The organism is Paenibacillus chitinolyticus NBRC 15660 (assembly GCF_000739915.1).
Classification (GTDB): Bacteria; Bacillota; Bacilli; order Paenibacillales; family NBRC-103111; genus Paenibacillus_F; species Paenibacillus_F chitinolyticus.
On record NZ_BBJT01000015.1, the window covers coordinates 63,064 to 75,417 of the forward strand.

A 12,354-nucleotide genomic window follows, 5' to 3' on the forward strand; every position below is an offset into this window, starting at 1 on the left:
TCATCCTTATCCATCAATGATTATATACTTCATATTATACATTGATGGCCTACTCCAGTCACCATGCCCCGAAATATCCTATGGTCTTCGCCGCCGTCGACGCGCCCTGTTCCAGGCAGGCCTCGACCCGAAGCCCGTTCAATCTGCCGTGGATGAACCCCGCAATAAACGAATCCCCCGCGCCCATCGTATCCGCCACATTCACCTTACCGACGCCGCACGTATAGAACCGCTCCCCGTCATAGGCCAGTGAACCGTTCTCTCCCAGGGTAGCGACGGCGATTTGAGATCCTCTCTGTTTCACTTCGGTCAGAAGCCTCCGGATATAGTCATCGTCCCGGGTGTAGGAGAAGAACGGATAATCCACATGGGGCGTTAAGGTTTGTACGAGCTCGTCGCCAAGCTGGTCCGAGAAATCAAAAGAGGTCACCAGACCCTTTTCCTTAAACGCGGCAAAATACTTATCGGCATGCCCCCATATGCCCGAATGTACAAGCTGATAATTTCCGGCAAAGCTAATTTCCTCCGGAGTAAGAGAAAACTGCGCCATAACCCCTTCGTCATAATCGCCGAACTTGCGATCATTGCCGATCATCTCAACCTGGGTTACCGCTGTTTTTCCTGCCTTTTTGGATATTCGGGAAGTATCCACGCCCTTATCCTTAATAGCCCGGATCATAATCTCCCCATACATGTCCGTGCCTACCCAGCCAATATAAGCGGTCTGTGCACCTAGTTCCGTTAAATAAACGGCCACATTCACCGGATTGCCTCCCGGGTAGGCTTTGCCGCTGGCCTGATAAACATCCATGCAATTATCTCCGATTGTAACGATTCTCATCTTGTTCCCGCCTTCCCTGCGATTAAAAGAGGAGCACTACAAAGTAGTGCTCACGACATTTTAATATTCCATTTGACGATAGTATCTTCTAAGCGTTAACGGATGATTTCTCTCGCGCTCCAGGTGGACGCTGATGCGGCTGAGTACGGACCAGTTGATATTGACGGAGAAATGTTTTCTGAACTCTTCGCCGATGCCTTCCATTTTGAATTCCTTGGTATCAATAAGAGTCAGTTTCTTCGTGATCTTCTCGGCAAAACGTTCCACGCGGTCCATCAGCGGCCGGGTTTCGTCTTCACCTTTTAGCAAAATCACGCTAGTATCCTCAACCACCAGCTCAAGTGTGCCGTGGAAGAACTCCGCCGCATGGATCGATTTCGCGTGAATCCACTGCATCTCTTCCAGAATACACATCGCGTATGAGTACGTATTCCCCCATAGATTTCCGGAGCCCACCATCATGTGGTAGCCAGTTTCCTTATGCTCTTTCGCGAAGGCTTCCGCTTTCGGATCGAAGGTCTTGACCGCATCCAGAATCGCACGCGGCAGCAGGGAGACTTCCTTGACGAACTGATCGTATTGAGGGAACTCGTTATTGTTATACATGAAGCGGAACACGACCATGTGCAGCAGCATGAAAAACGTATCGAAGGAATGTTTCTCCGAGCCAGTGGTGATGCAGTGATCCACAATCTTCGTCAGCGGCGTGTCCGGTTCAGCCACAAGCGCGATGGTAGTTGCTCCGCGTTCCTTACAGAACTCGGCTGCGGCCACAGTCTCCTGAGTTGTCCCGGATACCGAGGTGAAGATACATACGGAATCTTTGCTGAAATGGCGGTTGTTCATCACCATGAACTCAGCGGCGATCTCCGCATGCACGTCAATCGTCGAGTTCGATTTCAAAATATATTCATAAGGATACATCATGGCGATCGTACCACCCGCACCGATCAGAAAGATGTTGCTGTACCCTTTCTTGCAAATTCCGTCCACAATCTCTTCAATCTGCCCTCTAAAGGCAAGGCCCTCTTGTTCCACAAGCTTAAGGAATAACTGTTCATCAAAGTTCAACATGTTCGTTCCCTCCCCATATTGAAGGCGATCTCCAATATGACCCAATTATATTTGTTATGCCTTGTATTATAAATTAACATTACAATTTAAACAATATTTTTTTACTAAGCAACGATCGGGCTGTCCCCGGACTTTTTGGAGCCATATTTCTTCTCCCAGTAATAGTACACGGGCAGGCCTGTCGCGATAACAATTGCAGCCGCAATCATGCCTTGAATCGGGGCCCACGTGAAGGTTCCCCATGCCAGCCATGCCGCCCCGGCGATCGCCAGGATGGTCGTTACTCTCCACATTGGCATCCGGTAAATGGGGTTATAATCGTCTCTCTTCCGGCATTTATAGACGGCGGCAAAGTCGAGGATGTTAATAACCAGCTGAATGAGTGTAAAATAACCGAGCAATTCCGTTAGATTGCTGAAGAACACAAGAATACAGGCAAATGTAACCTGAGCGATAATCGAGAAGCTGGGTGTTTCGAATTTGGGATGGACTTTCCCGAAGCGTTGGAAGAACAGTCCGTCCTTCGCCATGGCATACTCCAGGCGCGGCTGAAACATGATGCACGAGCTTAAGGAACCCAGAATAACAATGATTGCCGTAACGGCCACAAAAGACGAGGCAATGCCGGATAATCCCGGAATGTATTTCACGGCGTCGGATACAGCAGAGCTGGAACCCATAAGCTTGTCGAACGGCATCAAGCCGGTGACACACACCGCAAGCAGTGTATACAGGCCAAGTATAATCAGCACAGAACTGATTAATGCCCTAGGCAGAACTTTCCCTGGATTTTTGAATTCTCCCGCCATAAAACAGATGGCTGCCATTCCCGTGTACGCCCAGGTCGTAGCGGATACGCCTCCGATAAGACTTGAGCTTCCGGCTCCCGCCGCTGGGGTGTAAGCGAAGTTGTCAAAATTCATATACATAAGTCCGAGCACAATAACAATGAGGAAAGGAATGATTTTAACAGCGGTAATAATGACCTGAAAGCTTCCGCCTCCCTTAACGCTGCGGTAATGGATGGAGGTGATGATCAGAATAATCGCCACCCCGAGCAGCTTGCCGGCGAATCCGGCAAAGAACGGGAAGAAGCTTGCCAAGTAAGCCACGATGGCCAAAGCCATAATTGAAATGGACGGCGGATCGAGCGCCCAGAATGTCGCCCAGCCATACAGGAACGCCAGGGGTCTCCAGCCCGCTTTATTCAGGTAAACGTAACCGCTTCCATTTTGCGGATAAGCCGTTGATAATTCAGCCAGCACCATGACCTGCGGAATTGCGATGACCCCGCCGATAATCCAGGCCAGGATTGAAATCGAGGGAAGACCCGCCGCTTTTGCCACATCACCGGAAGAGACAAATATGCCGGAACCTACCGTAGTTCCGACTGCGATAGCCAGGGCCGACCAGAAACCCAGTTTTCGTGTAAGTGTGCCATTACTCATAGCGAGTTCCTCCAAATCAAGATGAGTAGACTTCCGAATCCCTTATTTTCCTGATTGATTTCTTAAGTGCCTCATGCGGACTCTGGTAATAACCGGATCCCATAATCTCTAAGGTGCAAGCTCCTTTATAACCGCGGCTTTGAAGGGTTGTTATATATTCTCTCCAATTCAGCACCCCGTCATCTAAAGCCAGATGCGCATCGGACGAGCCGTCTCCGTCAATCAGATGGAAATGGCAGAGCTCAGACAGTTTCGTAAAGTAATCCTCCGGCGTCTCTCCTGCAAGCTGCATCGCTACGGTATCGATCATTCCTTTTAACGAAGGGGAATTGACGTCCCTCATCACCCTCAGAATTCCTTCCACGTCGATCAGAAGATTCGATTCGAACCGGGTCAGAGGCTCCAGCGCAAGCGTCACCCCCTCCTTCTCAGCCACCCGCGATACCTGGTAGATCGAATCGGTTGCATATTTCCACGATTCCTCCCGGGATACCGGGAAGTCCCCGATTCCCGAAGTCATAAGCATCATATCGGTCCCCAGCTTCAGCGCGGCGTACAGATTATCGATGAAATATTCGACACTCTTCTGCCGCAAATGTGCGTCTGAGGCCGCGATGTTGAACGGATAAACGCACTGCTCCGGCGTGTAACAGACAACCTGCATCTCTCTTGACTTCAGCTGCCGCCTGATCTGCCTTAAGTTACCGAGAACATTACGGTAGACATACAAATGAGGTTCACCCGCCCACAGTTCGATATGACCGATGCCGAGCTCCGACATGGAATCCAGGAAGTGCTCGAAGGGAAAATGCTTGTACGTAATGTTCATTCCGGCTAGGTTCATTGCTTCACCCTCTCTCAATGAAAGCGTTTTATTATTTGTTATGCTTTGTATTATAACTAAGAGTTACATATATTTCAACGCCTTTTTTTATAAGGGAACCATTTCCTGTTTGACGTCTTAAAAGTACGACCTGCCTTGCAGTTCGTTCAACAAAACACAAAAAAGCAAGCTTGGAGGCGCTGCCCGCTCTGCCTGCTTTTATCGAGATAAAACTTAGCTTAAGTCTATGAACCTTGACCCGTTCATCTGATTAAGGCAAACCGTAACAGAAATCAAGAAATGTCTTTCCTCAAGGATGGGTACACTAAGTTCGGGACCGGCGCTGATCCAAACAGCTGTGCTTCCATACCACGTACAAGGAGGGAAACAACATGTCCGAGAATAACGATAAACAGAGCCGCAACCGCGATGGCAAAAACGGCATTAATGCCGGTGAAGCTGTGGGAACCGTCGGAGGTGCTGCGGCAGGCGCTGCCGTAGGCTCCATCCTAGGCCCGTTGGGTACATTGGCAGGCGGGGTTGCGGGCGCTGCATTAGGCAACAAAGCCGGTGAAGGAATGGGCGACAATGATAAGCAGTCGGGCCAGAAATAGAAACAGATCATCCTCGGGCCGGGAGTAACCTCCACGCCAGAACAAAGAAGGAGAACAGGGATTCCCTGTTCTCCTTCTTGACTTTGCACCTTTCTCCACCCAAAGTCTCCATCATATAGGGGATGCGGATCGTGAAATGCTTCAGCGAATAAATAAAGCGCATAACAACGCGGTTTTTGGTAAATCGGTAAAGTTACAAACCATATAAAAAAGCGCCTTGGTCCCAGGTTGGGCCAAACGCTTTTTCGTCGTTTCGGATTACGGACTTTCGTCGGGCCAAGCAGGCCGGGTTGGCGGCTTATTTCCTAAAATGACGCATTCCCGTCCGTTCGCCTTTATTCTTACAGGGCCGTTAAAATCAGCGGTCCGTCCGACGTGACTGCGATCGTATGCTCATACTGCGCCGACAACTTGCCGTCGGCCGTTCTAGCCGTCCACTGATCGTCGTCGATCGTGATACGATACGTACCTTCGTTGAGCATCGGTTCAATCGTAAACACCATGCCTTCCTTTAACCGAATGCCTTTGCCGGCAACGCCGATATGCTCGTAGCTCGGCTCCTCGTGCAGGCTCCGCCCGATCCCGTGCGCCAGCAGATCGCGTACGAGCGAATACCCGTTCGCTTCCGCATGCTGTTGAATCGCCGACGTTATGTCTCCGAGCCGGCCCCCGGGGATCGCCCGGGCGATCCCCAGATCCAAGCATTCCTTTGCCACCTTCATTAATTTTTGCGCCTCCGGCCGGATATTGCCCACCGCAAAGGAATGGCACGAATCGCCGAACCATCCCCCGTATTCGACGACAATGTCAAGCTTCAGCAAGTCACCGTCCATAAGCGCCCGGTTCGAAGGAATGCCGTGGGCCACCACATCGTTGACCGAAGTGCAGGTTTCGGCGGGGAAACCGTTGTACCCTTTCGTAAACTGCTTGCCGCCCAGCTTGGTGATGTGTCTGGCAACAAAGTCGTTGATTTCCAGGGTAGTGATCCCAGGTTCGATCAGTTTGGCCACCTCGCGGTAGCAGTCCGCAATGATTTGGCTCGCCGGTTTCATCTCTTCGATTTCCCTAGGTGATTTTAAAATGATCATCTTTGTGTATTCGCTCCTTATTCATTCTATAATTTTAAAAACCGGGCGATATCCCCGGCTTCCTCGTACAGCTTTCCCCGGCGAAGCGAAAGCGAGGCGCAGCCGACCAAGGCGGCCAGCAGCATTTCCGCACGCTGCAGCCGATACGGCGGCTCCGCCGCGTTTTCGCCGGAAGCGGCGGCCCCGTCCGCCGCACGCCCGGTTTCCAGCAGTGCGGCAAGCGGAGCGAGCACCTCCCGGCGAAAGGCGGCCGAAAGCGGGGCCGAGCGCGCTTCAGGCAGCGAGGCAAAGCCTTCACCGGCCTGCTTATGCAGCAGGTACAGGGCGGGGGCCTCCGCCCAAAGCTGCAGCAGCCGGACGCCGGCGGCGGCGACGGGGCCAAACTCTGCGGCAGCGGCCGTTTCGCGGCTTCCGCTTCGGGAATCCGCGGCAGCCGAGTTCCCGGTGTCCGCCGCGGCTGCCAAGCCGAGATGCCCGCCAACCGGCGCCTTCCCCGAAGCCGAAGCGCGCGGGACCTCCAGCGAGACCTCCGGCGGAGCCTTCGGCAGGGCCTCTAGCGGGGCCTCCAGCCATCCCCCGGCCCGCTCCAACGCGTCCCACAGCAGATCATGGAGCAAATCGCCCTTATTGCTGTAATAATGGTATACCGTACCATAGCCGAGTCCCGCCTGCGCGGCCACATCGCGGATTTCCAGTAAAGGCCCTTTATTCAAAAACACATCGGCAGCGGCTTTCCGGATTTGCGCCAGACGCCTCAGCCGGATCTCTTCGTTTTGTTCCTTCGTGCGTGGAGTCATATCGACCCTTCACCTCTTTTGTTTTTGACCTACTATTATGTCAATATAAAACATCGGCTTGCGAATAACAAGAGATAAGCTGAAGAATTCCCCTCAAAACTGAAAATAGGTGCTGGACCAACGGGTGAGCCTCAAACGAGCGACCTGTTTGGAACATGGCTAGGCTGACGGTTCCCATTAATCCCCGGGCTGGGGCGTAAGCACGTTATTTCAGGATTTTTCCGCCAGCGGCATTTTTGGTGCCTAATTGTTGTTAGCGTAAAGTAAATAAAAAGTGATAGCCCCTCCGTCAAGGTAGGATCTATCACTTTTTATTATGGTGGTTTAAAGATTTTTTACCGAAGCCGCTCGCACACGATAATCTGCCGCTCGAAGCTCCCTTTGCGGACGACACAGCGGTCCTTCACGGCGAAGCCCGCCCGCTCCAGAGCGGCGTCAACCGGCTCTGCCGAGATGACGACCGCCCGCGGAGACAGCCTGCGGGCGCTGCGCAGCATCTCGAGCTGCTCCTCTGTGCTGATAACCGAGCACAGATTGTACGGCATGTCGAGAAGCAGCGCATCATAAGCGCCATCCAGATCACGGATGTCGCTGATCTTCACCACATCGGGATACCCGAAGTGGGCGAGATTCTCCCGCGCGCCGCGGACGGCAAGCGGGTTGAGGTCGCGGCCGACGATGTCGATGCCCATCGACAAGGCCTCCACCAGCACCGTGCCGATGCCGCAGCACGGATCGACCGCGCGGATGCCGGCCGGGTCCGGCACCGCGATGTTGACCGCGGCCCGGGCCACGCGCGTGCTCAGCGCCGTGGAGTACTGCCGCGGCTTGCTGTTGTGCGCCAGCCAGACGGCTTCGCTCCGGCGGCACGGGCCCAGCACCCAGCGGCCGCCGGCGTAAGCCGCGCCGAGCAGGTGCCGGGGCTGCTTCATGTCCGCTTTGCCCCGGACATGCTGGCCGATCCGGCGCTCGATGGCGCGCCGCTCGTCGTAGGAGGCCTTCCCTTCGGCCTCCACGTAGAGCAGCTTGAACGTGTCCCCGTTCAAGTCGAGCGTTTTGGCCCTTTCGGCCAGCTCGTCCAGGCTGGCCGCCTGGAGCCGGACCTCCAACCGGTGCCGAATAAACGGGCTCCGGCTCGGGTCCAGCTCCAGCGGGCTCTCGGCCCAGCCGTCCTGCGGCCGGACGCCTAGCAGAGTGCGCAGCTCCAGCATGCAGAGCTCCTTTTCGTCCTCGTGGCAGGCAAAACTGTATACAAAAGACGGCACAGAGCGGCCGTCTGCGGATGAATTCATCGAAATCCCTTCCTTGCTGCGGTTTGACTCGTATCCCCGTATTCTAACGGATACCCGGGTCTGCGTCTACCAGCGGCCAATACCTGCATGCCCGAGACGAAGCGCATCCTATCATGCAGCTCTCGTTTAATAATTAGTCATCCATGGAATGAAAGACTACTCCGCAGGCCGGGGCTTTAACATATTCTGATCCTGCAAGCAGCCGGCAATATCGGATATAAAAAAAAGCGAGCTGCAGCAGCTCGCTAAGCTAAATTTTATAGCCAATTATAAAGGGACAATCTTTCAGAGAGCCGAAAACGCGCTTCTGATCAGTTGTACTTTAATTTTTAAGTAAGAGTACACAATTTCAGATTTGGTTTGTGATTCCTCTTCCCCTTAATACTGGATCACCGTATCGAGCGCGACTTCGATCATCTGGCGGAACGTCGTCTGGCGCTCTTCCGCCGTCGTTTCCTCACCGGTCACGAGGTGATCGCTGACGGTAAGAATGGACAGCGCCCGGGCTTTGTGCTTGGCGGCCAGCGTATACAGCGCGGTGGTCTCCATTTCTACCGCCAAAGTGCCGTACTTCGTCAGCAAGGCCGCTGTCGCGCCCTCGTCGTCGCGGTAGAACGTGTCGCTTGTGAAGACGCTGCCCACATGTACGGGCATGCCTGCGGATTCGGCGGCTTCATAGGCGCTCTTCAGCAGGCCGAAATCGGCGGCCGGGGCAAAATCCAGCCCGTTGAAGCGGATGCGGTTAACCGCGGAATCCGTGTGGGAAGTCATCGCGAGCACAAGATCGCGCACCTTCACGTCCTCATGGAAGGCTCCGCATGTACCGACGCGCACCAGCGTCTTCACGCCGTAACTTTCCAGCAGCTCGTGCGCGTAGATCGAAATGGTCGGCACACCCATGCCCGTCCCTTGAACCGATACGCGCTGGCCTTTATAGGTTCCGGTAAATCCGTACATCCCGCGCACTTCGTTATAGCAGACGGCATCCTCCAAGAAATTCTCGGCGATAAACTTCGCCCGCAGCGGGTCTCCCGGCAGCAAAATACGTTCCGCGATTTCGTTTTCCTTCGCTCCGATATGTACACTCATGATTCATTAGCTCCTCTCAAAATTCCGCATTTGTCGATTATCCGGCCGGAACCGGGCATGTTCGCCGCACCGGCTTCCGGCCTCATTTTCACTGCATGCCGCCGATTTTATTTCCAGTGGCTGCCGATAAATTCGTCCCGCCCGGATTGGGCGCGGTCTTCTTTATAGTGCTTCGGATTTTTGCGATGATAATTCTGGTGGTACTCCTCCGCCTCATAGAACGGCCCCGCCGGAACAATCTCCGTCACGATCGGCTTGTCGAACCGGCCGCTTTGCGCCAGCTCCCGCTTGGACTGCTCCGCAAGCTCCCTCTGTTTTTCCGTGTGAGTAAAAATAGCCGCCCGGTACGAAAGCCCCCGATCCTGAAACTGCCCGAAAGCATCCGTCGGGTCGACCTGCTGCCAGAACAGCTCCAGCAGCTTTTCATAAGGAAAAACGTCAGGATCGAACCGGATTTGCACCGCTTCCGCATGACCGGTCTCTCCCGCCTTCACCTGCTCGTAGGTCGGATTCACCTCGCTGCCGCCCGTATACCCCGATACGATACCGTGAATGCCCGGCAGTTCCTCAAAAGGAGTCACCATGCACCAGAAGCAGCCTCCCGCAAAGGTAGCCAGCTCGTAAGTGGCTCCCTGTTTTTCGGTCTCTGTCATATATGTCGCCCTCCTAAACGTCCAGGTTAAAAAAACGTGCCGCATGGCCTTAAAATAGCACGGCTCCCGCCGCGATGGCAAGTTTCACGGCGAATTCGCCCAGCAAAAATACCCGCAACCGGAATTGCGGGCATCGCTTGAAAATGCGGCGGAAACTCGGCCTGCATGAAGGAGACTACTCCCCCTCCACGTCCCCGGAAGAATCCCCTTCCATTCGGCTGAGCGCCGTGTTCACGAGAAAATCAAACAGATCGTCGTCTTCCTCAAGCTGCTGCTCGATGGCGACAATCTCTTCTTCCGTGCCGGATGCGGCGGTGAAGTTCAAGCTGTACATCCATTCTTTCCCCTTTTTGCTGAAAAGGGCCACCTCGTAAGCGGTTTTGCCTTCCGCCAGTTTAAATTCCACTTTGCCGATATATCCGTTTTCCACGTCGTGAATCATGCTCGCGTTCAGTACCTGAATCGTTTGTCCGTCCATTTCACCCATTATGTCACCTGCTTAAATTAGTTTTTGCTTTAAAATGGCTTGTCGGCATGCGCTGGTTTATATTGTACAGGAAGAATCGTCCGCGGGATAGAGCGGAGGTTTCATGCGAGTATAGCGTGAAAAATGTCCACCGCGCGAGATCCAAATTAGCCGGGACGGTGTCTCATCCTTACCGCCGCCCCGCACCGATGATGCAGGATGCGAGCAGTTCGTAAGATTTCAGACGCTGCGCGTAATCCGCCACTTGGGTCACGATGAGGAACTCGTCCGCGCCGTATAGTTTCTGCAGCTCGTGCAGTTGCTCCTTGATCTGGCCGGCCGTGCCGATCAGCGTGCGCCTGCCTTGCGCGTCCGCTTTCTCCGGCTGCCTGCCTCCGGCCGCCTCATCCGCCGCCGAAGACGCACCCTGCGGCCGATGCCGGACCTGCGCCTGCACGGCTTCGCTCCCGGCAGCCTCCTCCGCGGCCGGAATCGCGGAGCGAAGCCAGCCCGCTCCCTCGGCGGCCAGCTCGCGGGCCAGCTCCTCCGTCTCGGCGCAGACCGCGCCGACGGCGACGATGGCTTTCGGCTCCGCCAGCAGGCGGGAAGGCCGGAAAGCGCTGCGGTACTCTTCGAGCACGGCGGCGCCATCGTTGTCGCTCATGAACCGGCCGAATACGTAGCCGGTGCCGTATTCGGCCGCGTAAGCGGCGCTTTTGGCGTTCGTGCCGAGCAGCCACAGCTCCGGCGAATCGGGCGGAACCGGGCGGGCCGTGACCCGCTCCCCTTCCACGGTAAATTCGCCTTCGATCAGCGCGGTCAGATCGCGGATTTTGTCCGGCATTTTCCGCACATTGTCCAGGAAATTGCCGGACAGGGCAAGCGTGACATGCGCGGAACCGCCGGGAGCCCGGCCAATGCCCAGATCGATGCGCCCGGGATGCAGCGTCGCCAGGAGGTGAAACGCCTCCGCGACTTTAACCGGCTGGTAATGCGGCAGCAGAACGGCGCCCGATCCGATCCGGATATGCTCCGTATGGGCCCCGATATGGGCCAGGAGCACTTCCGGGCACGCGGAGGCGAGCTGCTTCATGTCGTGGTGCTCGGACACCCAGTAGCGCGTATAGCCGAGCTTCTCGGCTGTCCGCGCCAGCGTGACGGCTTGTCCCAGCGCCGTATGGGAATCCGCTTTTTGCATGACCGGCACGAGATCCAACACGCTGAGACGCAGCGGCAACGGTTTCATTGGTCTTCCTCCTTCGCGTCTGTCGTCAGAATCCATAAATGGTCATACCGCCGTCCACATAAAGCGTCTGTCCCGTCACATAGCTCGCCGCATCCGACGAGAGGAACACGACCGGTCCGACCAGCTCCTCCAACCGGCCCACCCGCTTCAGCGGCGTGCGGCCCGTCACTTCGGCCACGAAGGACTCGTCGGCCAGCAGCTTCTCCGTAAGCGGCGTAGGGAAATACCAGGGGCCGATGGCGTTGACCAGGATGCCGTATTTCGCCCATTCCAGCGCCAGGATCTTCGTCATTTGAATGAGTGCCGCCTTGGTCGAGCCGTACACGACTCCCGTGCGCAGCGCCATATGGCCCGCAACGGAGGCGACATTCACGATCCGCCCTCCCCCGTGCTCTTTCATGTGGCGCCCGACCGTCTGCGACATCAGAAAAGCCGACTTGAGATTCGTCTGCACGATCGCGTCCCACTCCTCATCCGTTACTTCGAGCGCAGGCGTACGGATGTTCATGCCCGCGTTATTGACGAGAATATCAAGGCGTCCCGCTTCGCGCACAGCTCGGTCGACGGCCTCCGTCACGCCTTCGCGCGTTCCCGCATCCGCCGCAATGGCGTAAGCTTTGCGCCCGGTCGCTTCGGCAATTTCCGCCGCCACGGCGTCCAGATCGCTCTGCGTCCGCGAAAGAAGCACGACATCCGCTCCCGCTTCCGCAAGACCGATAGCCAGTGCTCTGCCGATCCCTCTCCCCGCTCCGGTCACCAGAGCCGTTTTACCTTTCAGTTGAAAAGACGGCAAATACATTCCTATACACTCCTTTTATATAACCGCACCCGCGCATACGGGAACAGAACAGTAAACTAAATTAGTTTTCATGATAAAAGATTAACCGCCAGAAAGCAAAGGCCGCCTTTTCAGAATCAGGGGG

At 55.2% G+C, this 12,354-nt stretch carries 13 protein-coding genes; 1 reads left to right on the plus strand and 12 read right to left on the minus strand.

The features are described 5' to 3' along the window. Positions 1-58: 58 nt before the first annotated feature. The 4 genes from frlD to PCH01S_RS25760 all read right to left on the minus strand — a co-directional run bounded on the left by frlD (position 59) and on the right by PCH01S_RS25760 (position 4,207). Complete coding sequence (gene frlD / locus PCH01S_RS25745; protein ID WP_042234601.1) at positions 59-841, minus strand: fructoselysine 6-kinase; 783 nt, start codon at positions 839-841, stop codon at positions 59-61. Between the two features lie 60 nt (positions 842-901). Then, complete coding sequence (locus tag PCH01S_RS25750) at positions 902-1,915, minus strand: SIS domain-containing protein (protein ID WP_042234603.1); 1,014 nt, start codon at positions 1,913-1,915, stop codon at positions 902-904. A 104-nt stretch (positions 1,916-2,019) separates the two neighbouring features. Then, positions 2,020-3,363: an amino acid permease gene (locus tag PCH01S_RS25755; protein ID WP_042234606.1), complete on the minus strand. Its 1,344-nt coding sequence runs from the start codon at positions 3,361-3,363 to the stop codon at positions 2,020-2,022. Positions 3,364-3,379: 16 nt separating this feature from the next. Beyond that, complete coding sequence (locus tag PCH01S_RS25760; protein WP_042234607.1) at positions 3,380-4,207, minus strand: TIM barrel protein; 828 nt, start codon at positions 4,205-4,207, stop codon at positions 3,380-3,382. Positions 4,208-4,578: 371 nt separating this feature from the next. On the opposite strand from PCH01S_RS25760, the gene PCH01S_RS25765 reads away from it, so the two are divergent. Continuing rightward, positions 4,579-4,800 carry a glycine zipper domain-containing protein gene (locus PCH01S_RS25765; RefSeq protein WP_042234609.1) on the plus strand — a complete coding sequence of 74 codons (222 nt, stop codon included), beginning with the start codon at positions 4,579-4,581 and terminating at the stop codon, positions 4,798-4,800. Positions 4,801-5,141: 341 nt separating this feature from the next. On the opposite strand, the gene map is transcribed toward PCH01S_RS25765, so the two are convergent. The 8 genes from map to PCH01S_RS25805 all read right to left on the minus strand — a co-directional run bounded on the left by map (position 5,142) and on the right by PCH01S_RS25805 (position 12,230). Further along, complete coding sequence (gene map / locus PCH01S_RS25770) at positions 5,142-5,888, minus strand: type I methionyl aminopeptidase (RefSeq protein WP_042234611.1); 747 nt, start codon at positions 5,886-5,888, stop codon at positions 5,142-5,144. Positions 5,889-5,914: 26 nt separating this feature from the next. Then, positions 5,915-6,685, minus strand: coding sequence for a TetR/AcrR family transcriptional regulator (locus PCH01S_RS25775; protein WP_042234612.1), 771 nt, complete (start codon positions 6,683-6,685; stop codon positions 5,915-5,917). Between the two features lie 335 nt (positions 6,686-7,020). After that, positions 7,021-7,977: a TRM11 family SAM-dependent methyltransferase gene (locus PCH01S_RS25780; protein ID WP_042234613.1), complete on the minus strand. Its 957-nt coding sequence runs from the start codon at positions 7,975-7,977 to the stop codon at positions 7,021-7,023. A gap of 378 nt (positions 7,978-8,355) precedes the next feature. Further along, positions 8,356-9,066, minus strand: a complete 711-nt coding sequence (gene deoD, locus PCH01S_RS25785) for a purine-nucleoside phosphorylase (RefSeq protein ID WP_042234615.1) — start codon at positions 9,064-9,066, stop codon at positions 8,356-8,358. Between the two features lie 107 nt (positions 9,067-9,173). After that, complete coding sequence (gene msrA, locus PCH01S_RS25790; RefSeq protein WP_042234616.1) at positions 9,174-9,719, minus strand: peptide-methionine (S)-S-oxide reductase MsrA; 546 nt, start codon at positions 9,717-9,719, stop codon at positions 9,174-9,176. Positions 9,720-9,894: 175 nt separating this feature from the next. After that, entirely contained in the window at positions 9,895-10,206 is a 312-nt protein-coding gene (locus tag PCH01S_RS25795; protein WP_042234617.1) for a hypothetical protein, read from the minus strand. Between the two features lie 169 nt (positions 10,207-10,375). Then, positions 10,376-11,431: an LLM class flavin-dependent oxidoreductase gene (locus PCH01S_RS25800; RefSeq protein WP_042234618.1), complete on the minus strand. Its 1,056-nt coding sequence runs from the start codon at positions 11,429-11,431 to the stop codon at positions 10,376-10,378. 25 nt (positions 11,432-11,456) lie between these two features. Beyond that, positions 11,457-12,230 carry an SDR family NAD(P)-dependent oxidoreductase gene (locus PCH01S_RS25805; RefSeq protein ID WP_042234619.1) on the minus strand — a complete coding sequence of 258 codons (774 nt, stop codon included), beginning with the start codon at positions 12,228-12,230 and terminating at the stop codon, positions 11,457-11,459. Positions 12,231-12,354 lie beyond the last annotated feature (124 nt).